Raw genomic sequence first — 23,226 nt, 5'->3', positions numbered from 1 at the left:
CCCTTGCCTGAGCTGACTTCCAGCACCGAGGTGGTGCCGTTGGTCGAGGCCTCGGGGATCGAAAAGTCCTTCGGGCGAACGCGCGCGCTGGCTGGTGCGTCTCTCGTCGTCGGAAAGGGCGAGATTCACGCGCTTCTCGGCGCCAATGGAGCCGGGAAGTCGACGCTGTCCAAGGTCGTCTCCGGTCATCTGCGGCCGGAGCAGGGCAGGCTGGTCTATCGCGGGCGGGAGCTTCACCTGCGCTCGACACGCGACGCGCTGACGGCTGGCATCGCCATCGTGATGCAGGAGACCACGCTCGCGCCGGATCTCAGCGTTCTGGAGAACATCTTTCTGCCCGAGCTTGGAAAGGGCGGCTTTCTTGCCGGCACCGGAAAGCGGCGGAGAGCGGCCGCGATCCTCGACGATCTCGGCCAAAGCGGCACGCTGCCGCTTGAAATCGAGGTGCGGCGACTGTCGACGGCGCAGCGCCAGCTAGTCGAGATCGCCAAGGCACTCGCACTCGATGCCGAACTGATGATCTTCGACGAACCTACCGCCTCGCTCAGCGCCGGTGAGGTCGAACGCCTGTTCGACGTCATGGCGCGGCTGAAGGAGGGGGGCCGCTCGCTAATCTTCGTGTCGCACCGGCTTGAGGAAGTCCTCGCCATCACCGATCGCGCCACGGTCATGCGGGAGGGGACGACGGTCGCTGCCGGCCGCGAAACTCATTCGCTGACGCAGGCCGAGATCATCAAACTGATGGTCGGCCGGGAAATCGGTGCGATCCACGCCGCCCGTGCCGTGTCGGAGAGCGCCGGGAAGGCGCCTGTCGTCTTCGAGGTCGCAAACATGGCGGCGCCGCCCGCGGTGCACGATGTTTCATTTTCGGTTCGCCGCGGAGAGATCCTTGGCCTGGGCGGTCTCGTCGGGGCCGGACGTTCCGAGACGGCGGAGGCGATCTTCGGACTGCGCCCGCGCGGCGGCGGAACCATGTCTCTCGCCGGTCGCCCGGTGACGTTCCGACGGCCGGCCGAAGGGATGCGTGCCGGGCTCGGCTTCGTTCCGGAGGACCGGCGCGTCCAGAACATCGTCCCCGACTTCTCCGTCCGCGAGAACCTGCTACTCGCCCATCTCGGCGCGCATCGCGGCTTCGGGCTCGGCTACGGCGCGCGGCGGGCGAAGGTCGATGAACTGATGGGCCTTCTCGATCTTCCCGCGGACAGGCTGCTCGACGACTCCCTGCTGAATTTTTCCGGTGGCATGCAGCAAAAGATCATCATCGCTCGATGGCTGCTGCTCGACCCCAAGGTGCTGATCCTCGACGAACCGACCAGGGGTGTCGATATCAGGACCCGGCAGGCGATCTACGCCATCCTGCGCAGGCTCGCCGAGGCCGGAACGGCAGTCGTCGTCATCTCATCGGACTTCGAGGAACTGCTAGGACTGTCGAACCGCATCGTCGTGATCAGCGACGGCCGCTCCGTCGCGGACCTTCCGAGCGCGGCCCTCGACGAGGAAAAGCTGACGCTGCTCGCCGCTCCGCGCACCTCCATGCGGAAGAACACGGCGGTTCTCGACGAGATTGCTTCGCAGAACGGCGGTGCCGGCTTCTGGGTCCTGATGGACGAGGAACGTCTCGTCTGCCTCAACAGCGTCGTCGTCGACCCTGCCGCTTCGCCGGGCTTTGCGACCGGTGAGGCTGTGCGATTCGCCCAGAGCCGGATCCCCGTCGGTCTCGAGCTGCGCGGCCAAGGGTTCGTCACTGAACCGGACGGCAGTCGCTCGACCCTCGTCGTGCCGATCCACAGCCATCGCGGCCACGATCTTGGCTGGGTCGGCCTCTCCGTGCCGGGCCTACCCGGGCGCCGGTCAGCTGACGCCATCAGACAGAGAATCGAGAGCCTCAATGCTTGAGCAAGCTGAGACGCCGGGCCGCGTCGATCGCCCACGGCCCGCCTCCACCTCGCGTCATGGCGGGTCGACGACGCCGTTCGCGGCGCGCATCTTCAAGCAGCTTGAGTTCCGAATGCTCGGTCTCGCCTTGGTGATCGCGGTCGGACTGTCGTTCGCGTCGCCCTATTTCCTGACCCAGAACAATGTCTTCAACATTCTCGACCAGTCCGTCGTCATCGGCCTCGTCTCGATCGGCATGACGTTCGTCATCCTGACCGGAGGGATTGATCTGTCCGTCGGATCGGTCGCCGGGCTGACGGGGATCGTTCTCGGCCTGACGCTGAAGGACTTTCCAATCCCCGTCGCCATCCTGATGGCGGTCCTGTCGGGCGCCGCGATCGGCCTCGTCTCCGGCATCCTCATCGCCCATTTCGGGCTCGCCGCCTTCGTCGTCACGCTCGGCATGATGGCGATCGCGCGAAGCCTCGCCTACATCGTCTCTGGGCAGACGGCGATCTCGGGGATACCGTCGGAACTTTCGAACATCGTCTACACGTCGGTTCTCGGCGTCCCGTCTAACGTCTTCTTCCTGGGCGTGATGTATCTTCTCGCCTGGCTCTACCTGACATACACGAAGGGCGGGCGCACGATCTACGCGATCGGCTCCAACCGGGAGGCGGCCCGGGCCGCAGGCCTAAGCGTCCTGTTCTATTCGGTCCTGCCCTATGTCGTGTCCGGTGCCTTTGCGGCTGTCGCGATCACATTCTCGATCGCCCAGATCATGTCGGCCGATCCACTCGCCGGCAACATGATGGAGCTCGATGCGATCGCCGCCGTGGTGATCGGCGGGGCGAGCCTGTTCGGTGGACGCGGCTCGATCATCGGGACGTTGATCGGCGTCCTGATCATGGTGATGATCCGCAACGGCCTCAATCTGCTCGGCGTATCACCGTTCTGGCAGGGGTCGGCGATCGGCTCGATCATCATCCTGGCGCTTTTGGTGGAACGCCTTGTAAGCAGCCGCGCCGATCGCTGAGGCGCGGAGCTGCTCTTGAAAGTCAGGAAAGCTGCCGTCCACCATCCACCGGAACGATGCTTCCGGTCGTGAAAGTCAGCACGGTCGAGGTCACCAAGACGGCTTCGGCGACTTCCATCGGGCTGCAGAGGCGTCCGAGGGGCGTCGATGCCTCCTGCTGGTTTCGCCATGCGGTATCAAGGCCGCGTACGAACTCCGTGTCCACGAGGCCGGGTGAGATCGACACGACGCGGATCGACGGAGCCAGAGCCCTGGCGAGGGACTTCGTCAGATTGTCCAAAGCGGCCTTGGACGCGCAATAAGCGATGTTGCTGCCCATACCCGTCTGGGCTGCGATGGACGAAATGTTGACGATCAAGCCGTCTTCGGACTTGGCCAAAAGGGGCTTTGCCGCTCGGACTGCCGCGATCGCGCCCCGGACGTTGGTGGCGAGAATGCCGTCGATCAGCGCGTCGTCCAGGGTGTCCAGATCATCATGAGGCACGAACCGGGTCGTTCCGGCGCAGTTTACGAGAATGTCGAGCTTGCCGTATCGCGCGTCGACTTCGACCATGACCCCGACGAGATCGGAGGTGTCCGTCACGTCGAGCTTCGCGATCATGTGCCCGTCGCCATCGAGCTTCTGCATGAGGGCTTCGGCGTCCTGCTGCGAGGAACGATAGCCGAGGATCAGCTTCGCCCCGGCCTGCGAGAGCCGCATGCCGATCGCCGAGCCGATCCCGCCCGTCGCCCCCGTCAAGAGGACGACCCGTCCGAAGAGTGGTTGCGTCATCGTCGCCCCCTATTGCGGCTGGTCTTTCTGATGGGCGACGAGCGCCATCAGGCGCCGGTCTCGCCACTCGCTGCGCCGGCGAAGTTCCGTCTCCGGGAGGACCGAGCGGCGCTCCGCCTCGACGCGGGCGATCAGGTCGTCAGACCAGACCTTTGGATCGGTCCGCGACTTCGCGATCGACTGGTAGAGCGGGCCGAACCGTTCAGCATAGTCGCGCACCCCGCAGGGCGCGTTGAGATCGATCGTCTCGAAGGGCCCGGCAAAGGACCATCGCATTCCGAGCCCCTTGGAGATCGTCAGATCGATGTCGGCGGCGCTGGCATAGCCCTCTTCGAACAGCTTCCAGGCCTCCATCAGGAGAACGCCTTGAAGCCGGTTCAGGATGAAGCCTTCGATCTCGCGGTCGACGGCGATCGGGGCCTGGCCGGTCCGTTCCATCTCGCCGCGCAGCCACGGCATGATGTCCCTGTCGGTCCACGGTGCCGGCACGAGCTCGACGACGGGCACGAGATGCGGCGGATTGACGGGATGGGCGATCAGGAACCGGCTGCGGTTGCGGCACTCCTGCGTGAAGGCCGAGGCCGGGATTCCCGAACTCGAACTGCCGACGACCGCATCGCTGCGCATGACCGCGTCGATCGCCAGGCTCGCCTCCTTCTTGACGTCCGTGCGCTCGAGGACCGACTCCTGAACGTAGTCGGCCTCGGCCACCGCCTCTTCCAGCCCGTCGACGACGCTGACGCGGGCGAGGATTCCGGCAACGTCGTCAATCAGTCCGGCCGACTTCATGTCGGCAAGGCTCGCGGCGATGCGATCCCTGGCTTCGGCCCGGATGCCGGCGTTGCTGTCATAGACGGCGACGTCGATGCCGGCGCGGGCGAACACGATGGTCCAGCCGCGGCCGACGAGACCCGATCCGACGATCGCGACCTTCTCGATTGGTTTCATGAGGGGACTCAGACCTTCGAGCTTTCACCGTCGGCGAGGCAGATCTCCGAGATCCGCAGCCCGTCCTCGGTGATCCGGCAGGGGAACGTGTCCTTCAGACGCTCCTCGTGGATCGGGATGACGCGGCGGGCCTCGTAGCCGGTCTGCTTCATCATCTCCTCGGTGGCGAGCACAAGGTTCGTCTGGCTGCCCGCGGCGAGGCCGACTGGCACGTAGAGCGTGTCGACGTCGACCGCCCAGCCGCTTCCCTCGACGTTTTCGAAGACATAGACGAGGTCGCCGGCGAGAACCCAGGTGTCGTCGGACTGCTTCTTGCCGTCGTTGCGCACCGTCACCCACATCGAGCCGTAGGTGTGGCTGTCGACGGCCGCGTGCAGATCGATCCCCGGCAGCGCGTCCTCGAGCGATCCGTCGACCATGGTCAGGCGCTTCTGCTGCGCAAGGCCTACGCCGCGCAGGATGTCGCCCGGATCGACCGCCGTCATCATCCAGCGCATCCGGTCGGGCAGGGCCATGGCCCAGACGTTCTTCGAGATCTCGCGCTCCTGGATATAGAAATGCGCGTTCGGAAACGCCTCGACATTGCCGAAGTGATCGAAGTGGGAATGGGTGACGAAGACCGTGTCGACGTCCTCGGGCCGGACGCCGACGCCGGCAAGAACGTCTTTGGGGGAATGCCAGTTCTCGACGCCGAACTTGTCGGCAAGGTGCTTGCCGTAGTCCTTGTCATTGTAGCCGACGTCCACCATCGCCGTATGGCCGTTGCCCTTGATCAGGACGTAGCAGTAAGGCAGCTTGACGTAGCCCTGGTTGTGGGCGCCGTAGAGAACGCCGCTCTTGTGGTAGTCTTTCACGTAGCTGTATTCGAGCACCCAGATCGAATAGTCTGCCATGGTTTCCTCCCGTTTATTGTCTTGAGAAATCACCCGCCCGTTGCATGCTTTCCGCAGCTGCAGCATGCGTGAGAGAAATCGACCATCGTCATTCCCGCTTGCGGTTCGGCGATGCCTTGCAGAATGCGATAGGCCCGATTGAGCCGTGCCGAGATCGCAGGGCCGCTGTCCTTTCCCGGAAGCCCGATCCGGCCGAAATCGGCGAGGGCCTCGCCGATCGCCTGATGGGCCAGAAGCAGGCCGTCCCGGTGGTGCTCCAGCCGCGGCGGCGTCTTCGTGGTGTCGAGGACGTCGCGGATCGTCTCCCACTTCTCCGTCGCGTCCGACAGCGCGGCAACGGCGAGGACCTCGCGTCCTCCGGCTTCCGCGAGGATGAGAAGGCCGGCGAGATGGCCGATCTGGCGGCGCATCCCGTCATAGGCCCGCCGTGCGGCAAGGACGTAGCCGGCCACGGCGTCCTCGAGATCGGGAGGCAGCGGCGTTTCGGCGGCGGCCAAGAAACCGGACGAGTCGGACTTCAGGGCGAGCGTCTCGCAGTCGGCGCGGTGGATGGTGACGGCGCGCTCGAAGAAGCCGGAATGCGTTCTGGCGTCAGCCATGACGTCTCCTCGTCGTCTTGCGCTCGATGACATCGCCGGGCGCGATGCGCCGGATAAAGGGCTCGTGGGAAATCCGGGTGGAGCCGAGGCTCTCGAGGACCGTCAGGGTTTCGGCGAGCATTTCGTCGACGGGCTGCGGGATGGTCGTCAGCGCATGAGACGGCCACGCCGCCATCGCGATGTCGTCGAAGCCGACGACCGACAGATCCAGCGGAATGCGCAGGCTCGTTTCCTGGCGGATCCCCTCGATGAAGCCGATCGCCAGAATGTCGTTGGCGCAGAAGTAGCCGTCGCAGGCGCCGGGTGCCGCGAGCTTTGCGGCCGCGTGATATCCCGCTTCGTAGGAGAACGATCCCGCCTCGACGACGATCGGCTCGTCCAGCCCGAGCTCGGCGCACCGTTCCTGGAACCCGCGGTAGCGCTCGATATTGGTCGAGGCGTCCCTGAGGGCCGAGACGTAGGCGAGCTTTCGATGGCCGCGATCGAACAGGAACTGCGCCACCCGTCGCCCGCCCTCGACGTTGTCGCAGGTGATGCCGAAGGACTGGGGATCGCTGGAAAGCCGGTTGAAGAACACCACCGGTATGCCCGCCCGTCGGCAGTCCATGGCGGCGGCGGAGGAAAGCGTCGCGGCCATCACCACGACTGCGTCCGGCTGGTAGTCGAGGAGCATGCGCACCGCGTCGTCGATCATCTCGTCGGGGTTCGATGCCTGCAGCATCGCGTTCATGCCGGCATCCCGAAGGCTCGATGTGAACCGCGCCATCATCTCAGGATAGAACGGATTGACGACGTCGGAGACGACGAGGCCGATGATCCGGGTGCGCCGTGTGACGAGGCTCCGGGCGAGGGGATTGGGCGAATAGCCGATTTCGGCTGCCCGCTCCAGCACCCGGCGACGGGTGGTGGAGGCGACCACCGATTTCGGATCGAATGCCCGCGAAACGGTCGAGATCGACATGCCGAGGTCGCGGGCGAGTTCCTTGGCGGTAATTCTTGCCCGCATTTCCTGGTCGTTCGAAAAGGTGGTCAACGCCCGATCCAGCCTGTCAGGCGTTGTTCCGTCCGCCATAGCGGCGTGCACGGATGTTGGCCTGCTCGGCGTGTCCGGCAAACCCTTCGAGCATGCACAGGCGCGAGCACCGCTCGCCGATCTCGGCACTGGCCTCGTCGGTGAGGACCTTCTGGTACGTGCAGGTCTTGAGGAACTTGCCGACCCACAGACCGCCGGTGTAGCGGGCCGCCTTCTTCGTCGGCAGCGTGTGGTTCGTGCCGATGACCTTGTCGCCATAGGCGACGTTGGTGCGCGGACCGAGGAACAGTGCACCGTAGTTGCGCATGTTGTTGAGGAAAAAGTCGGGGTCGCGGGTCATGACCTGCACGTGCTCGGACGCTATGCGATCGGCTTCCTTCAGCATCTCCTCCTCGCTGTCGCAGACGATGACCTCGCCAAAGGTCTCCCAGGCCTGCCGGGCGGTCTCGCCGGTCGGCAACACCTTCAGCTGGCGCTCGATCTCCCCCATCGTGTCGCGGGCGAGCTTTTCGGAATTGGTCAAAAGCACCGCGGGCGAGGTCGGCCCGTGCTCGGCCTGGCCGAGGAGGTCGGTCGCGCAGAGCTCGCCATCGACGGTGTCGTCTGCAATGACGAGGGTCTCCGTCGGCCCGGCGAACAGGTCGATGCCGATACGGCCGTAGAGCTGCCGCTTGGCTTCTGCGACGAAGGCGTTGCCGGGGCCGACCAGCATGTCGACCGGCGCGATCGTCTCGGTGCCGATCGCCATTGCGCCGACGGCCTGAACGCCGCCGAGAACATAGATTTCGTCAGCTCCCGCAAGATGCATGGCCGTGACGATTGCCGGATGCGGGCCACCCTCGAACGGCGGGGCGCAGGCAATGATGCGCTTGACGCCGGCCACCTTTGCGGTGACGACGCTCATATGGGCCGAGGCCACCATCGGATACTTGCCGCCGGGCACGTAGCATCCGACGGACTCGACCGGCACGTTGCGATGCCCGAGGATGACGCCGGGAAGGGTCTCCACTTCCAGATCCTTCAGGCACTCACGCTGCTTCTGCGCGAAGTTCCGCACCTGTGCCTGGGCGAACTTGATGTCGTCGAGGTCGCGCTCGGAGACTTTCGACATCGCCTCCGCGATCTCATCCTCGGTCAGCCTGAACGCCTTGGGCGACCACTTGTCGAACTTTTCGGACAGCTCGCGGATTGCGGCGTCGCCGCGGCTTTCGATGTCGGACAGAATGCCCTCGACCGTCTCGCGAGTCTTCTTGTCGGCCGCGGCCGTCTCGTCGGGATTCTGACCCTTCTTGAGAAAGGTAGGCATCGGAGTTCCTCATCAGTTCGAGCGTAACGGCTCTATGATCGCGTGGGCGTCGCCGGAAGGGCACCGGGGCGGCCGACGAGGGCCGTCCCGGCGGGGCAGGGATCAGGGTTGGACCGTGGCCTTGACCTTTTTCAACTCATACTGGTTTTCCGGGGCCTCGCAACGCTGGCAGTTGATGCCCGGCGAGTCCGGTGCCTGCGTAATCTCCTCGGGAAGCGGCTGGATGGTCGCGCCCGGCGTCGGATTGCCGTCGAGGGCCGACGTCAGGGACAGTTCCGGCAGGAGCGTCGGGTTGAAGACCTCGGTGACGAAGGAGGAAGGCACCTTTTCGGACGGGAAGACGTTGCAGCCGTCCTCGAAGGTGTCGCCCTTGCAAAGCTTGACGTCGGCGGCCGGTACCCAGGGAAGCGGATACTGGATGTTCATCGGCTTGAGGTCGCGCTTGCCCGTCAGGATCTCCATCATGACCTTGAAGGCATAGCCGGCGGAAGCCGGGGGCGAACCCGAGGACACGCCCTTCAGGCCCATCTCCTGCATCTTCGGATCGGCCAGCGCGAGGCGGAAACCGTCCGAATTCTCGCCGGTGATCGGAACCAGCTTGTCGCCCTTGTCGAGGAGCGCCTGGACGGCACCGTATTCGCCGGCTTGTGCCCAGATGCCGTCGACGTCCGGATGCGCGGCGAGCGCCTTGGCGGTTTCCTGCTGCGTCGTGCGATCGTCCCAGTAGCTGTAATACTCGGCGACGACCGAGATGCCGGGATACTGGTTGAAGATATGCATGGCGCCGTCGGTATGGCGCTTGTCGACCGAATTGCCCGGAACGCCTCGCGAGAGGAAGATCTTGCCCTTCCCGCCGAGCTCGTTGACGAGCGCCTGGGCGGTGTTCTCGCCGAAGCCCGCCGTGATGAAGCTGACATTGTAGGCGCAGGGCTCGGTGACCGTTGCGTCGTACATGAAGAACTTCACGCCCTGGTCGCAGCCGCGCTTGATCGTGCGGTTGAGGGCGGTGGCGGAGATCGGGAAGCTGATGACGCCGTCGGCGCCGGCCTGGATCATGCTCTCATAGGCGGAGATCTGGGCCTGCGGATCGGTTCCCGAGATGACCTCGGTAAGTTCGACCTCCTTGTCGTAGGGCGGGGTCTTGGCCAGCGCCTTGACGATGTTGGCGGCTTCCGACTGCCAGGAATTGCCGCTGTAGCTCATCGCGAGATAGATCTTGTACTTCTTGTCGGCTCCCGCGTCCTGAGCCTGCGCCAGCGTGGCACTGAGCGTTGCGGCCAGTCCCGCGATCGTGGCTGCGGACGCCACGCCTTTCATCAGATTGTTCAACCTCATTCCGTCTCACTCCCTGTTGGTGCCCGTCCCCTGGGGCGGGGACGTGACAGGTCGATGGAACCTCCCTCCATCGGGGTCGAAGCGGTCCTCCCAGATGGTCCGCTTTCATGCTTTCCGGCTGCGCAGGCGAAGCCCTGAGAACAGGTCCTCGCGCAGCAGGATGAGGGCGACGAGGATGATCGAACCCTCGATGATCGTGCGATATCCCTGGTCGAGACCGATCGCGGCGATGACGGTGCCGAGCGTGGTCAGCAGGATCGCGCCGCCGACGGTGCCGATGAAGCTTCCGCTTCCGCCGAGGATCGAGGATCCGCCGATCACCACGGCGGCGATCCCGGGTAGCAGGTAGCTGTCGCCCATCCGGAGCGTCGCGCCGTCGGAATAGCCGACGAGCATCATGCCGACGAAGCCGGCACAGGCCGCGCTGACGGCATAGGGAATGGCCTCGACGACGCCGACGTTGACCCCGGCGATGCGTGCGGCCTCGCGGTTGACGCCGATCGCGTAGAGACGGCGTCCGAGCGTCGTCCGGCTCTGGACGATCCAGCCGAGGACGGCGAACAGCACGACGAAGTAGACGACGACCGGGACGCCGAGCCAACGCTCCTTCATCAGGAAGGCGAGGATCTCCGGAGAGTTGCCCCGCGGCGTGCCGCCGGTGAGTCCGAGGGCCGCCGAGGCGACGAAGATCGACGAGGCGAGCGTCATGATGAAGGGTGGTATGCCCAGGAGGACGACGCCGGCGCCGTTGACCAGCCCGACCAGCGCACAGACGCACAGGGCGAGCGGCAGGATGTAGAAGGCCCCGCCGTCGCTGCCGTAGACGGTGGCGAGCACGCCGCCGATGACGACCAGCGAAGGGGTCGAGAGATCGAGCCCGCCCACCAGGATGACCAGACCCTGGCCGAAGGACAGGACGATCAGGAAGGACGACAGCGTCAGGATCGTCAGGACCTGGCTCCAGGACCCCAGCGCAGGGCTGACGAAACGCGAGCACAGGATCAGGACAGCCGAAAGAGCGAAGACTGCGATGACGTTGACGAGATCCCGGTCGATGCCGCTCGATCCGCGCTTGTCCTCGGAATTCGCGAACGCGTCCTTGCCGGAAGCTTCGTGTCCGGTGGTCGGCTTCATCGCACCGCTCCCTTGGAGAACGTCCGCCCGATCAGGTTGCCGAAGATGATCGCGGCGACCAGGATGACCGACTGGAACATGCCCGTGTAGAAGGACGAGACGCCGGCGGCGAAGAGCACCTTCTGCAGCAGCATGAGAACGCCGGCACCGAAGATCGATCCGAGGATGCCGCCACGACCGCCCGCGAGCGAGGTTCCGCCGAGCGCTACGGCGGCGAAGGCGAGCAGCAGGAAGGACTCGCCGGCCTTCGGATCGCCGGTCGCGGTCTGGGCGCTGAGCATGTAGCCCGCGAGGCCATAGAGCATGCCGGCCCCGACGAAGGCGGCAAAGCGCGTCCGCGTCACCGAAATGCCGGAGAGGGACGCCGCCTGCTCGTCCGCGCCGACGGCATAGATGCTGAGCCCGGTATTGGTCCGCGAAAAGGCCGCCCACAGAAGCGCGACGGCGAGGACGATGAGGCCCGAGATCGGCAGGACGCCGAACAGCGTGTCTGTCAGCTCGTAGGAGACCCACTGGGCGACATAGCCGCCCGGCGCGTCGAGGAAGACCAGCGAAAGGCCCTGGCAGACGATCATCGTGCCGAGGGTCGCGGCAATGGTCTGGAGACCCAGCTTTGCCACCAGAAACCCGTTGATCACCCCGACGACCGCGCCGATCGCGATGCAGATCGCAAGGCTTGCGAGCGCGCCGAGCGGGCCTTCGATCGGATAGAGCGCCATGAAGACGTTGGTGAGCGAGATCACGCCGGCGACGGAGAGGTCGAAGCCTCTCGCCAGGACCACCATCGTCTCGCCCGCCGCTGCGATGGCGAGCGGCGCGGAATTGTTCATCAGATTGGTGAAGGTGTAGAGCGACAGCGCCGATGGCTCGAACCAGGCGTAGAGCGCGTACATCGCCAGATACAGGACGAAGACCACCGCCGCGCCACCGGACAGCATGCGCTTCAGGCGCACCGCCGGCCGGCTCGCGCGTTCGCTCGTGAGGCTGGCGGCAACGCTCACGCGTACGCTCCCTTCGACGCCGCATTGTCCTCGCGATGTCCGATCATCGCACCGACGAGGTTCTGCTCCTCGATGGCGTCCCCTTCGAAGGCTTCGACGATCCGGCCGCCGTAAAGGACGAGGCATCGCTGGGCGAGGCTGGTGATTTCGGGAAGTTCGGACGAGTAGAACAGGACCGATCCGCCATCCTCGGTGAACCGCTGGACGGCTTCATAGATCGACTGCTTGGTCCCGACGTCGACACCACGGGTCGGGTCGAACAGAAGCAGGATGCCGGCGCCCGTCATCATGGTCCGGGCCAGAAGCGCCTTCTGCTGATTGCCGCCCGACAGGTTCGAGATCTTGAACGGCAGGTAACGGCGGGCGAGATCGACCACGTCCGCCGTCTTCCCGGCGGCACTCTGCTCCCTGGTGCCGGAGACGACGCCGAAGGATGCGACGTTCCCGACGACGGGCAGGGTCATGTTCGATGCCGTCGTCAGGCTCGCAAAGATCCCTTCCGTCTTCCGCTCCTCGGGAAGGAAGGCAAGGCCCCGACCGGAGGCGAGGGCGCCCTTGGGGCTGCGGATGTCGACGGCTTTGCCATCGACCGAAATCGAGCCGGAATGGCGCTTCTCGAGGCCGACCAGGCTGCGGAACAGGTCTCGCTGCCCTTGCCCCTCGAGCGCCGCCACACCGAGGATTTCGCCTTCCTTCAGATCGAAGGAGACCTTGTCGAGCATGTCGGTCGTCAGATCGCTGACCGACAGCACCGTCTTCGAGCTTCTCGGCTTTGCAGCATGGGTGGTGAGGCTCTTCTTTGCGGAACGGCCGACCATCATCTCGAAGATGCGGCTGTCGTCGGCTCCGGAGAGATCGACCGTATCGATGCTCCGGCCGTTGCGCAGCACCGTCGCCCGGCTGCAGATCGCGCGGACCTCGGCCAGACGGTGGGAAATGTAAAGGACTGCGGTTCCTGACTTTCTGGCGTTCTCGATCAGTCGGAACAGCCAGTCGACATCCGACAGCGAGGCCGTCGGCTCGTCGAGGACGAGAAGCCGCGTCCCATGTGAGAATGCGCGGACGATCTCCAGTCTCTGGCGATCCGGCAACGAAAGCTGCCCGACGGCCTCCTCCGGATCGAGCGGCAGGTCGAAGCGCGCGAGGATCTTAGACGCCGTCTCCACCGTCCTCCTGCGCGAAAAGAGGCCGGCTTTGGCCGCCGGCAGCTTGGGCAGGCACAGGTTCTCCGACACCGTGAGGTTCTGCAGCAGACTGAGTTCCTGGAAGGCGATGGCGACGCCGCAGCGGCGCGCGTCGATGATCGAGCCGGGGGCGTAGGTCTCACCCGCCAGCGACATCGAGCCGCTGTCCGGCCGCACGACGCCGCCGAGGATCTTCACCAATGTCGACTTGCCGGCGCCGTTCTCGCCGAGAAGCGCATGGACCTCGCCGGGGCCGATGGCGATCGAGACATCCTCGAGGGCGACTGTCGCCCCATAGGATTTCGAAACGCCACGGCATTCGACGGATGCCATCCTCGCTTCGCTCATGATGGCCCTCCTCCCAAAGGTCGCATGCCGCGATGCAAACGTTTGCTGCAAACGTTCTCATTATGAAATGCTCATCTGCGCGACCTGTCAACAGGGCTTTTGCGAATGAGGCTGGAGGTCTCGTCAGGCGGTGGCGTGAGCCGCTTCGGGCTTCGGCGCGAGTTCGCAGGCGTAGCGGATCGCCGCAACGAGGCTTTCGTAGCGGGCGATCCCCTTGCCGGCGATATCGAATGCGGTGCCGTGATCCACGGAGGTGCGGATGATGCCGCCCTTGAGGCCGACAGTGATGTTGATGCCTTCGTCGAAGGCGACGGCCTTCACGGGCGCATGGCCCTGATCGTGATAGCAGGCGACGACCACGTCGAAATCGCCGCGCATCGCCCGGTAGAAGAGGGTGTCGGCCGGCAGAGGACCTTTGACGTCGATGCCTTCGCCCAGCGCCCGCTCGATCCCGGGAACAAGTTTTTCCTCCTCCTCGCCCTCGCCGAAGAGCCCGTTCTCGCCTGCATGAGGATTGATGCCGCAGACGGCGATCTTCGGATGAGGCGTTCCGGCCGCCGCGAGCGTATCCTGCGCCAGGCGGATGACCTGATAGGTCCGCTCCGGGTTGATCCGGCGGATCGCCTCCAGGAGGCCGACATGGGTGGTGAGGTGAATGACCTTCATCTTCGGCGTCGCCAGCATCATCGAATAGCTGTCGGTCCCGGTCAGTTCGGCGAGGATCTCGGTATGGCCGGGATAGAGGTGGCCGCCCGCATGGAGGGCTTCCTTGTTCAGCGGCGCCGTCGCGATCGCCGCGACCTTTCCGGCCTTCGCCATGTCGACCGCGGCCTTGAGGAACTGGAACGATCCGTTGCCTGCCTCCGCCCGCACTTCGCCGAACGGGAGGCCACCCAGATCGAGCCCCGGATCGGCGCAGAGCACCTCGTTCGCCTCGGCCTCCGGGATGGCGTCTTCGGGCTTGAACGAGCGAATGCTGAACTCGGCCCCGACGATCGCCCGGGCCTTTTCGAGCACGGCGGCGTCACCGACGACGACCGGACGGCAGAGCTCGAGCGTTTTCGGATCGGCGACCGTCCGTGCGATGATCTCGGGACCGATGCCGCAAACGTCCCCCATGGTGATGGCAATAATCGGATTCATGGGTTCGCCCTTCCTTCGATCAGATAAGTCAACGCTTCCGCCAGCGCTTCGCGGTGTCCGAAGCCGCCGGCCTTGGTCACAATATGGCACTCCGGCGGCCCGATTGCCGTGACGAGCGGCATTCCCGGCAGAACGGTTCCGCGGATCTCGACGGCCGCGATCCCGCAGGCCTCCATCGTGGCGCGGGCCGTATCGCCGCCGGTCGCGACGAGCCGCCCGATCGTGCCGGAATCCAGAAGGAGCTTGGCGACGCGGCCAAGACCCCTGGCGACCAGCCGGCTGGCATCGCGGCGGGTGAGGCCTTTGTCCGCCGCGATCTCCATGACCCGGCGGATGTGCGAGCTCTCATGGGAGGTCGTCAGGACCGCGATCTTTCCGGACTCTGCGTAGATCGCTTCGATCCTGTCGGCGCAGCGTCTGGCTTCCGCCTCCAACGCATCGTCGATCAGGGCTTCGGCCGACATTACGACCGGCTCGATCCCGTGCGCCTCACAGACGGCGTCGATCTGTTCGATCGCCACGGGATTGACGCTGCCGCAAACGAGGAGGGCCGGATGCGTTGCAGGCGGAAGTGCGGTCGGCCCGGTGCCGGCCGAGCCTCCCCAGACCCTGGAGAGGTGTTCGGCAATCCCGGCGGAACCGGCCCAGAGAAGCGGACCCGTCGCTGCCTCGATGTGGCGGCCGAGCGTGGCTGCGCGCCTCAGATCGTCGTCGGTCTCAGCGTCGACGACGAGGCAAAGATAGGTGCCCGCGCGGGTCGCCTCCTCGGCCCAGGGCCGGATCCTTTCGAGGTCGGCCAGCTCGTCCGGAGAGACCGAGACGATGCGGACGTCCGGCATTTGCGGGCCGAGCAGGTCGATGATCTGGCTTTCGTGGACGGGGGTTGCGGGATCCTCGGCGATGGATGTCTTGGCCACCGGAACGCCGTCGACCAGAAGAACGCCCTCTGACACCGTCCGCCCCATGGAGGGGTAGGCGGGTGTCACGAGAACGGTCCGGCATTGCGACGCGCGGGCCATCGCATCGATCTCGGCGCCGACATTCCCGCGCATCGTCGAATCGATCTTCTTGAACAGCCGCAGCCCGTCCAGGGAAACACCATTCAGCGCGCTGTCGATCGCAGCCCGGGAGGCATGGGTTTCCAGCGCCCGGCTTTCGCAGTCGATGACGATCGCGTCGCAGCCAGCCGTTTCAGCCTTCGCCGCCGAGTTCAGAAACACCCGGGTTTTCAGGCCGGCCGCCGTGAACTGGAGCCCGCAATCGGCCGCCCCGGTCAGATCGTCCGCAAGGACGAGGATCGAGGGAGTACGGGGGCGCGATCCGGCTTCGGCAGGGGCGGTCATCGCGCCCGGGCTCCTTCCGCCGGTGCGTCCAATGCCTCTTCGTCCCGCGTCGCCGCGATCCGCTTGGGATCGGTCCGGGACACCAGAAACGACACGAACAGGGGCAGAAGGATAGCGGTCGTCACCGTCGAGGCCGCGACCTGAACGGTGGCGAGCTTCGCGACGCTCTCGAAGACGGGGTTGGCCGCCGCGATCGCCATCGGCGTCGCGACGGCATTGCCCGCAGTCGAGCCTTCGGCCGAGCCGACGATCGGGTTCCAGCCGAGCGTGCGGAACACGAAGTAGCCGACGGTTCCCGTGAAGAGCGTGGTCATGACGCCGATCGCAATGCCGGCGAGGCCACCCTCGATGATCGCTCCGAAATCGATGCCCATGCCGAGCGCGAATGCGAAGAACGGGATCAGCATGTCGCTCCCCTTGGCGAGGAAGCTCCGCAGGTCAGGATCGAGGTTGCCGAGCACGATGCCGACGACGATCGGCAGCAGGACGCTGATGAAGGAGACGATCGAGAAGAGGCCGTTCACGAAGCCCATGGCACCGAAGATCGACAGGGCGACCATGGTCAGGAACGGCCCGTCATTCAGCGCGAGCAGCGAATAGGCCGCCTTGTCGTCCGCCCGGCCGTACTGACCGACGATCGCGACGTAGAGGCCGCCGTTCGAATTGGTCATCGCCGCGATGATCGCGAGCGGCACCATGCCCAGGAAAAGACCTTTGGGGCCCGCGAACGCATAGGCCAAGAGGCCTATTGCAGCGCCGACGATCCATTTCAGGGCGAGAAGCGTTGCACCCTTCGCTGCAGCCGAACCGACATTCGTCAGATTGATCTGGGCGCCGGCGCACAAGAGGAAGAGTGCAATTAGCGCACCGGCGCTATCGACGAAGAGCGCCTGGGTGAAATTTCCGATCCGAAGCAGGTCCGGCAAGAACGTGTTGATCGTTGCGCCGAGGAGAAGCGGTACGACCATCATGCCCCCGGGGATGCGGTCGAGAGTAGCCTTAATTTTCATCTGATTTATCCACTGCAAACGCTTTCATGAGGTAACGCTCGCCCGACGGTCAGCAAGCCCTTCTTCCCTTGCAATCCATTGAAACACCAGCAGATCGCTCGCTCGGCAACACGGTAATCGCTCCGGAGGAACGGCTGGGCATCAGGCTGTTCAACAGGACGACCCGCAGCGTCGGCCTGACCGAAGCCGGCGAGACGTTCGTCGAGCAGGTGGCTCCAGCGGAGCCTCGGGCAGCGCTCCGCGCGCGAGATCGGCCGCCAGCTCGTCGCCTCGCTCGACGATGCCGGGCGCGGCCTCGTCATCATCGGAGTGCTGCTCGCCGACGCGCAGATCCTCGTCGCGATGATCAACCTCACCGGCATCGGCGAGACGCTGTCCTCGCTGATCGTCGCCATCGCCGGCAACTCCGTCTTCCTCGTCGCGCTGATCGTCGGGCTGGTCTGCCTGATCATCGGCATGGGCCTGCCGACGACGGCGGCTTACGTCCTCGTTGCCGCCGTGCTGGCGCCGGCGCTGACGGCGGTCGGCATCGAGCCGCTCGCCGCCCACATGTTCGCCTTCTACTTCACGACGATCTCGGTCATAACGCCGCCGGTCTGCGTCGCGGTCTTCGTCGCCGCGGGCATCGCCCAGACCAACTGGCTGCCGGCGGCGCGCGAGACGGTCTGGCTCGGGGCGATGACCTATGTCGTGCCGTTCCTGCTGCTGCTCTATCCCGACACGATCCGCGAGGGCGGCACGATGGCGATCGTCGACGCGCTGATGACCGGCCTCGTCCTAGTGATCGCGATCCCCTGTCTGCTCGGCCGGATGCCGCTGTTCGGGCAGGGCGTCCTCGACGTCGCGATCTACTTCGTCGTCATCGCGCTCGCCTTCGTGCCGGTGATTGGACTGCTGTCGGGAACCGATCTGGCCGATAACTAACGGCGGTCCGGATTGGGATGCCGAGAGCGCCAGGTGTGGCTATCACCGCTTCCAGGCAAGGTACGAGCGCGTCTGAGACGGCTGGCTCGTTCACGCCCTCCCAAGCCACCGATTTATTCTACGGTCGATCGAGCTGGAGGGCGCAGGCGTTGACGCCGACGGCCTCCGACACACGTGCGCCGGTGCGGACGAGGACCAACAGCAGGGCCCGATCGCGGCGACCGCGCGGGGTACGCTGATCCGGCGCGGTGATGAGAGCGTCGACTTCGCGTCGCACGAGATGATGCGTTACCTCAGTGTGCGACTTCTTTATCGGAATGGCGAGGACGCGTTGGGCGACGCCCAACGATGCCGGGTCGTTCGCCGCTACATGATGGAAGAACGACCGGATCGCCGTCAGGCCCGCATTGCGTGTCGAATCGAATTCTTTCGCTTCTGCTCGATCTCGTCCAGAAAGGCGAGAACGGGGTGGCGGTCGAGATCCTCGACTGCCACCTTACAGGGCTTGCGCCCGGTGCGTTCGGCGGCGAACAGGATCAGCATGCGCAAGGCATCGCGATAGCTGGCGACGGTGGAACGGCTCGCGTTCCTTTGCTTGGGCAGCCGGTCGCGGAAGAAGGACTCCAGGAGCGGCGGGAGCGAGGAACATGGGCTCATGAGACACCTCCACCGGCGAACGCGCGATCAGCCGCCATACCCAGAAGGTCCGCGGTGACGGTCACGCAATAGGCGGTGTCGGCGTAGCGGGCATGGCCGAGATATGTCGCCAACAAAGGCAGCAGCGCTTGCACATCGGCGTTCTCTCGATGCCAGACGGCAAGACGCGTGATGGCGAAACGATGTCGCAGATCATGCGGCCTCAATGCCTTTCCGCTGCCGAGCCCGGCAAGCTTACAGGCTGCGCGGAACGCTATCGAGAGTCCTGAGGGCGACAACCGGTTGCCGCGCGAGCAGAGGAAAAACGTCGAGTCCTTCGGCGCCGGGAACGCCGCATCGCGCTGCAGCGCATAGTTGCGTAGCGCCGCCAGCGTCGTGGCGTGGACCGGGACCAGGCGATCATTGCGGAACTTGGTCTTCCTGATGTGCAGGACGCCGTCGACGAGATCGACATCGGCACGGTCGAGGCGCAGCGCTTCTCGCCCATGGCCTTGGAAGCGGTGAAGCGGATCGACGCCCTGTTCGATATCGAGCGCGCCATCAACGGCCTGTCCGCCGATGAACGCCTGGCCGTCCGCCAGAACAAGAGCCTGCCGATCCTTACCGAGATCGAAACGTGGATGCGCACCGAACGAACGCGCCTGTCGCGCCATGCCCCGGTCGCCAAAGCCATGGACTACATGTTGACCAAGTGGGACAGCTTCGCCTGCTTCACCAAGGATGGCAGGGTTTGCCTGACGAACAATGCGGCAGAGCGAGCGCTCAGGGGCTTGGCCTTGGGTCGCTGTTCCTGGACCTTCGCCGGCTCCGATCGCGGCGTGGACCGCTGCGCCTTCATGCTGACGCTGATCATGACGGCCAAGCTGAACGACATCGACCCGCAGGCCTGGCTCGCCGACATCCTCGCTCGCATCGCCGACATGCCGCAGACCCGCCTCGACGAGCTCCTGTCCTGGAACTGGGCGGCCCGAGCCGAGAGGATCAGACGGGTCGCCGCCTGACGGACGCATCCCAAAGCGTCACGGCGTATGCTTCATCCCCCGGAACGCCCCCGTTACCTCTTCATACGCCGTATGCCGAGAAACCTATACGGCGCATGCCGGCCCCGGACTGTGATCCTTGCGTCTTTGTCGAGCCGAAAGACGCGGCGCCGCCTCTTGCCAACTCGGCGTCGGCTCCGCGCCGAGTTGGCAACGCTTCGTTCCGACCCTGCGCCACGTCGAAAGTGGTTGCGAAAACTCAAAATGGGTTGGCGCCAACCCGCGCTACGAAAACAAGAAAGACGAAAGACCAAAAGCGCAACATCACCGCGGTCCTCGCCGCAGGGGTATTTCCAGAGCATCGAGGACGAAGTCGGCGTGGGCTGGGCGGTTGTCGGACGCCGGCCCATCATAACGCGGTGATCGTCGCGCTCGCCGGCATCCGAAAACCTTCACCGATCCGGCCAGAAATGATTGCCGCTGTGCGCCAATCCAGTCACCGCCGCCGTGTCTACAGCTTACCGGAAGCAGACATCGGCGTATGGCTGCTGACCAAAGCGGCAACGGCGCCGCCCGTTTGCGCGGCGGGACCGCCGGGCCCGAGAAAGCCAAGGCGAAAGAGGGCGATGTTCTCCAGCTCCGAAGCCATCCGGGGCGAGCAGCGCCGGCGGTAGCGGCGTGCCGGCGACCGGCGCGTCCTGGATCATCACCGGATCGTTATCGCGTCCGATATCGTCCGGAAGAACTCCAAGCCCTGGGCCTCGCTCACCCGGAAGGTCGCGCCGTGATAGGGCGGCATCACCATGACCATCGCCGCTCCTGGGGCCTCGGCCGCCCTGCAGCACTCGACGCAGATGTCGGTCGAGAGGTGGCTGGTCGTGACGATCACCGGCACCCGGCCGGCGACGTGCTCGAGGACGAGCTTCATCTGGTCGTCGCGCACGGCGTCGGACAGGACGAACTGCTTGGAGAAGTTGGCGAGGATGCAGATGCCGGTCGAGCGGGCGTCGATCATGAAGTCGATCGCCCGGCGCTGGCCGTCGGGATCGGGCGTGCCGTCCTCGTGGAAGATGGTCGGCGCGACCGGATAGACACCGCGGAAGGGGCGGACGGCGGAACAGGCGGTCATGAGAGCACTCCTGATTCGACGCGTTTTGCGTCAGTGGGACGGCCGGAGTAGGTGAGGAAACGGTCGCTACGCCGGCCGTCCCTGACGCATGCGCTCGATCAGGTGGCGCTCCGCGCCCCGTGCATGCTTCGCGACGACCTTGGCGGCCCCCTCGACGTCGTGGCGCTCCACCGCGGCGAGGATCTCCTGGTGCTCGGCGATCATCGCTAGGCGTCGGGCCGGACTCGCCGGGTGGCGCCGCGCCAGCGCACGGACGACCTCGCCGTGCCTCTGTCGGATCGACAGCGCCTCGTGGTTGAAGTGGCGCCCGTACATCACGCCGTGGAAACCCTCGTCGAGTGCATCCAGCACGACCTGGTCCCGAGGCATCGCCTCAATCTGTCGCTGGAAGGAGCGGGCCTCCTCAATGTCCGCCTCGGAGGCCTGCTCTACGAACAACCGGATGAGATACGGCTCGATCAGAGCCCTTATGTCGAAGATGTTCCGGACGAACGGTTCGTCAAGCATTCGGACCCGGGCGCCGCGATTGCGGATCAGGACGACGAAGCCCTCGCCGCTGAGTTGATGGAGGGCTTCCCTGATCGGATTGGTGCTGACGCCGTAGCGGCCGGCGAGGTCGTGCGTCTTCAGCCACGACCCCTCGGACAGGTCGCCGCTGATGATGTCCTCGCGCATGCGCTCGTGCAGAGGCCGGAAAGCGGAGTTCTCGACCGTCGCTTCGCGGGTCTTCCGCCTCGTCTTCGGTTCGTCCTCGGCTGCATCGACCCGTCGGGCTTCGGCCAATTTGGTGACTCCATGTGCCATGACAGTCTCATGCCACAATTCGGATAGAACACAAAGTGGCCTTGACTTTGTATAATCGGATGATTTTCATGGGGAAGTCAGGGTGAGGAGTCCCTGCCACCGAGGAGGAATCATGCAGTTTTTCACCAGCACCGCTCTTGCGGGGCGTGCGGCGCTTGCCGCCCTCGCACTCGTCGCCGGAATCACCGCCGCCGAGGCCAAGGAAATCAAGTTCGCGTTCGAGATGTACGAAGGGGACAACCCGGAATACAACGCGGCCACGGCGTTCAAGAACTATGTCGAGAGCAAGAGCGGCGGGGACCTGACGGTCCGTCTGTTCCCCGGCAATCAGCTGGGCTCGGTCCGTGACACGACCGAGATGGTGCAGCAGGGCACGCTCGAGATGACGCTGCCGTCGGACGGCGCGTTTGCTGGCTTCTATAAGCCGATCCAGGTCTGGTCCCTGCCGTATCTCTTCAAGTCCGCTCCCATCGCCTGGGAGGTCATGAACGGCGAGTTCGGCCAGTGGATGCTCGATGACATCCACGACAAGACGGGCATCCGCGCGCTGGCGTTCTCCCAGAACGGCTTCCGCTCGTTCGTCAACAACGTCCATCCCATCGTCACGCCGGACGACATGAAGGATCTGAAGATCCGGACCATGGAGAGTCCGGTCTACATGAAGATGGTCGAGGCGCTCGGAGCCCATCCGACGCCGATCGCGGGCTCCGAGGCCGTGATGGCTCTCCAGCAGGGCGTCGTGGACGGCCTCGAGAGCCCTCCGCCGGTCCTCTATGCCGGCGGCGCCACGGATGTCGCCAAGTACATGACGCTCAACGAACACGTCTTCGGGCTGCACATCATCGTCGCCAACGATGCGTGGTTCAAGTCGTTGACGCCCGAGGAGCAGAAGATCGTCGTCGACGGCGCAAAGCTCATGGCGGCGACCGAGGACGTCCAGAAGACGCGTGGCGACTACAGCTACGTCAAGCAGATCGAGGAGGAGAAGGGCGTGAAGGTGCACGTCTCCACGCCGAAGGAAAAGGAGATGTTCCGCGACGCCGTCTACAAGCCGGTGCGCGAGTACATCTCCAAAGAGGTCGGCGATGACCTCCTGAAGCGCATCGAGTCGGCCGTCAACAAGGCTGAGGACAAGCTCTACCCGTCAGCCGAGTGAGCCTTCGAGGCGGGCTTGCACGCTGACAAGCCCGCTTCCGCTTTTCCCTCCGACGATCTTCCTGGCCCGACACGGCGGCCGAGCAGTACGGTTGGCACTTCATGACCCTGAGCAATCTCTCCAGGCGTCTCGCGCAGGTCTGCGAGATCGCGGCGGCGCTGATCTTCCTGTTCGTCTGCGTCCTGAACTTCACCCAGGTGATCGGCCGCTACGCCACCGGGACCTCGCTCACCTGGGCCGAGGAGATCATGCGCTACACTATGATGTGGGTCATGATGCTCGGAGGCTCCGCCGCGATCTACCGGGCCGAGCACATGGCGGTAGACGGGGTCGTGGACATGGTCCCGGAGCGGCTGCGCCATCTCGTCCGCAGCATCCTTTATGGCATTGCCGGGATCTTTTGCGTCCTGCTTCTGGTCTACGGCTGGCCCGCCGCGCTCGCCAATCAGTCCCAGCGCGCGGCCGCCTCGGGCATTCCGATGCTGCTGCCGTATCTCGCCATCCCCGTCGGCGCCGCGATTATGCTGGTCCAGATCGTCCTTTGCTGGATCACCGGCTTCCGCGAGGCGCCGGTGGAAGAAGAAGCCTGGTGAGAACGCCGAACGCGCTCCGCTTC

At 65.1% G+C, this 23,226-nt stretch carries 21 protein-coding genes and 3 pseudogenes; 7 read left to right on the top strand and 17 right to left on the bottom strand.

The genetic code is table 11. The features are described 5' to 3' along the window. On the top strand, positions 1 to 1,896 hold a 1,896-nt coding region (locus LH400_RS24065), incomplete at its 5' end, for a sugar ABC transporter ATP-binding protein (protein WP_370638474.1). After that, positions 1,889 to 2,911: an ABC transporter permease gene (locus LH400_RS24060; RefSeq protein WP_229156013.1), complete on the top strand. Its 1,023-nt coding sequence runs from the start codon at positions 1,889 to 1,891 to the stop codon at positions 2,909 to 2,911. The genes LH400_RS24065 and LH400_RS24060, both read left to right, overlap by 8 nt. A 22-nt stretch (positions 2,912 to 2,933) precedes the next feature. Here LH400_RS24060 and LH400_RS24055 read toward each other — a convergent pair whose 3' ends face one another. The 13 genes from LH400_RS24055 to LH400_RS23995 form a co-directional block, all read right to left on the bottom strand. Beyond that, complete coding sequence (locus tag LH400_RS24055) at positions 2,934 to 3,683, bottom strand: SDR family NAD(P)-dependent oxidoreductase (protein ID WP_255618228.1); 750 nt, start codon at positions 3,681 to 3,683, stop codon at positions 2,934 to 2,936. A 9-nt stretch (positions 3,684 to 3,692) separates the two neighbouring features. Continuing rightward, on the bottom strand, positions 3,693 to 4,631 hold the full coding sequence (locus LH400_RS24050; RefSeq protein WP_229156012.1) for a 3-hydroxyacyl-CoA dehydrogenase: 939 nt from the start codon (positions 4,629 to 4,631) through the stop codon (positions 3,693 to 3,695). Positions 4,632 to 4,639: 8 nt separating this feature from the next. Next, positions 4,640 to 5,524 (bottom strand): N-acyl homoserine lactonase family protein, encoded by an 885-nt coding sequence (locus LH400_RS24045; RefSeq protein ID WP_229156011.1) that lies wholly within the window; start codon positions 5,522 to 5,524, stop codon positions 4,640 to 4,642. A gap of 29 nt (positions 5,525 to 5,553) precedes the next feature. Further along, positions 5,554 to 6,123 (bottom strand): DarP family protein, encoded by a 570-nt coding sequence (locus tag LH400_RS24040; RefSeq protein WP_229156010.1) that lies wholly within the window; start codon positions 6,121 to 6,123, stop codon positions 5,554 to 5,556. After that, positions 6,116 to 7,156, bottom strand: coding sequence for a LacI family DNA-binding transcriptional regulator (locus tag LH400_RS24035; RefSeq protein WP_229156009.1), 1,041 nt, complete (start codon positions 7,154 to 7,156; stop codon positions 6,116 to 6,118). Before LH400_RS24035 ends, LH400_RS24040 begins: the two co-directional genes overlap by 8 nt. A gap of 16 nt (positions 7,157 to 7,172) precedes the next feature. Continuing rightward, a complete protein-coding gene (gene hisD, locus LH400_RS24030; protein ID WP_229156008.1) occupies positions 7,173 to 8,462 on the bottom strand; it encodes a histidinol dehydrogenase in 1,290 nt (429 codons plus the stop codon). A gap of 102 nt (positions 8,463 to 8,564) precedes the next feature. Continuing rightward, on the bottom strand, positions 8,565 to 9,797 hold the full coding sequence (locus LH400_RS24025) for a sugar ABC transporter substrate-binding protein (RefSeq protein ID WP_229156007.1): 1,233 nt from the start codon (positions 9,795 to 9,797) through the stop codon (positions 8,565 to 8,567). Between the two features lie 105 nt (positions 9,798 to 9,902). Beyond that, positions 9,903 to 10,931, bottom strand: a complete 1,029-nt coding sequence (locus LH400_RS24020; RefSeq protein WP_229156006.1) for an ABC transporter permease — start codon at positions 10,929 to 10,931, stop codon at positions 9,903 to 9,905. After that, on the bottom strand, positions 10,928 to 11,932 hold the full coding sequence (locus LH400_RS24015; RefSeq protein WP_229156005.1) for an ABC transporter permease: 1,005 nt from the start codon (positions 11,930 to 11,932) through the stop codon (positions 10,928 to 10,930). The genes LH400_RS24020 and LH400_RS24015 overlap by 4 nt, the downstream gene beginning before the upstream one ends. Then, the gene (locus LH400_RS24010; protein WP_229156004.1) at positions 11,929 to 13,464 is read right to left on the bottom strand and encodes a sugar ABC transporter ATP-binding protein; all 1,536 of its coding nucleotides are present in this window, start codon (positions 13,462 to 13,464) and stop codon (positions 11,929 to 11,931) included. The genes LH400_RS24015 and LH400_RS24010 overlap by 4 nt, the downstream gene beginning before the upstream one ends. A 123-nt stretch (positions 13,465 to 13,587) precedes the next feature. Beyond that, positions 13,588 to 14,607, bottom strand: coding sequence for a 4-hydroxythreonine-4-phosphate dehydrogenase PdxA (gene pdxA, locus LH400_RS24005; protein WP_229156003.1), 1,020 nt, complete (start codon positions 14,605 to 14,607; stop codon positions 13,588 to 13,590). Beyond that, the gene (locus tag LH400_RS24000) at positions 14,604 to 15,950 is read right to left on the bottom strand and encodes a four-carbon acid sugar kinase family protein (protein WP_229156002.1); all 1,347 of its coding nucleotides are present in this window, start codon (positions 15,948 to 15,950) and stop codon (positions 14,604 to 14,606) included. Before LH400_RS24000 ends, pdxA begins: the two co-directional genes overlap by 4 nt. Beyond that, positions 15,947 to 16,960, bottom strand: coding sequence for a 2-keto-3-deoxygluconate permease (locus LH400_RS23995; RefSeq protein WP_229156001.1), 1,014 nt, complete (start codon positions 16,958 to 16,960; stop codon positions 15,947 to 15,949). The genes LH400_RS24000 and LH400_RS23995 overlap by 4 nt, the downstream gene beginning before the upstream one ends. 125 nt (positions 16,961 to 17,085) lie before the next feature. Between LH400_RS23995 and LH400_RS23990 the strand changes: the two are divergent. Together LH400_RS23990 and LH400_RS23985 are read left to right on the top strand one after the other, a co-directional pair. Then, positions 17,086 to 17,181: pseudogene (locus LH400_RS23990) on the top strand (LysR family transcriptional regulator); the annotation flags it as partial. Positions 17,182 to 17,209: 28 nt separating this feature from the next. Further along, the gene (locus tag LH400_RS23985) at positions 17,210 to 17,884 is read left to right on the top strand and encodes a TRAP transporter large permease subunit (protein WP_370638475.1); all 675 of its coding nucleotides are present in this window, start codon (positions 17,210 to 17,212) and stop codon (positions 17,882 to 17,884) included. Between the two features lie 396 nt (positions 17,885 to 18,280). On the opposite strand, the gene LH400_RS23980 is transcribed toward LH400_RS23985, so the two are convergent. Both LH400_RS23980 and LH400_RS23975 read right to left on the bottom strand, forming a co-directional pair. Continuing rightward, a complete protein-coding gene (locus LH400_RS23980) occupies positions 18,281 to 18,541 on the bottom strand; it encodes a site-specific integrase (protein ID WP_229155999.1) in 261 nt (86 codons plus the stop codon). Further along, entirely contained in the window at positions 18,538 to 18,966 is a 429-nt protein-coding gene (locus tag LH400_RS23975; RefSeq protein ID WP_229156019.1) for a tyrosine-type recombinase/integrase, read from the bottom strand. Before LH400_RS23975 ends, LH400_RS23980 begins: the two co-directional genes overlap by 4 nt. 42 nt (positions 18,967 to 19,008) lie before the next feature. On the opposite strand from LH400_RS23975, the pseudogene LH400_RS23970 reads away from it, so the two are divergent. Continuing rightward, a pseudogene (locus tag LH400_RS23970) lies at positions 19,009 to 19,542 on the top strand (IS66 family transposase); the annotation flags it as partial. Positions 19,543 to 20,131: 589 nt separating this feature from the next. On the opposite strand, the pseudogene LH400_RS23965 reads toward LH400_RS23970, so the two are convergent. Further along, positions 20,132 to 20,650 (bottom strand): annotated as a pseudogene (locus tag LH400_RS23965) (dihydrodipicolinate synthase family protein); the annotation flags it as partial. Between the two features lie 66 nt (positions 20,651 to 20,716). Then, entirely contained in the window at positions 20,717 to 21,433 is a 717-nt protein-coding gene (locus LH400_RS23960; RefSeq protein ID WP_229155998.1) for a GntR family transcriptional regulator, read from the bottom strand. A 133-nt stretch (positions 21,434 to 21,566) separates the two neighbouring features. Between LH400_RS23960 and LH400_RS23955 the strand changes: the two genes are divergently transcribed. Further along, positions 21,567 to 22,610 (top strand): TRAP transporter substrate-binding protein, encoded by a 1,044-nt coding sequence (locus LH400_RS23955; RefSeq protein ID WP_229155997.1) that lies wholly within the window; start codon positions 21,567 to 21,569, stop codon positions 22,608 to 22,610. Positions 22,611 to 22,711: 101 nt separating this feature from the next. Continuing rightward, positions 22,712 to 23,203 carry a TRAP transporter small permease gene (locus LH400_RS23950; RefSeq protein ID WP_229155996.1) on the top strand — a complete coding sequence of 164 codons (492 nt, stop codon included), beginning with the start codon at positions 22,712 to 22,714 and terminating at the stop codon, positions 23,201 to 23,203. Positions 23,204 to 23,226: the final 23 nt, after the last annotated feature.

Source organism: Jiella soli (assembly GCF_020615385.1).
Lineage (GTDB): Bacteria > Pseudomonadota > Alphaproteobacteria > Rhizobiales > Rhizobiaceae > VKMB-3413.
Note: the sequence above shows the minus strand (reverse complement) of the source record. Positions and strands in the feature narration are given on the sequence as shown.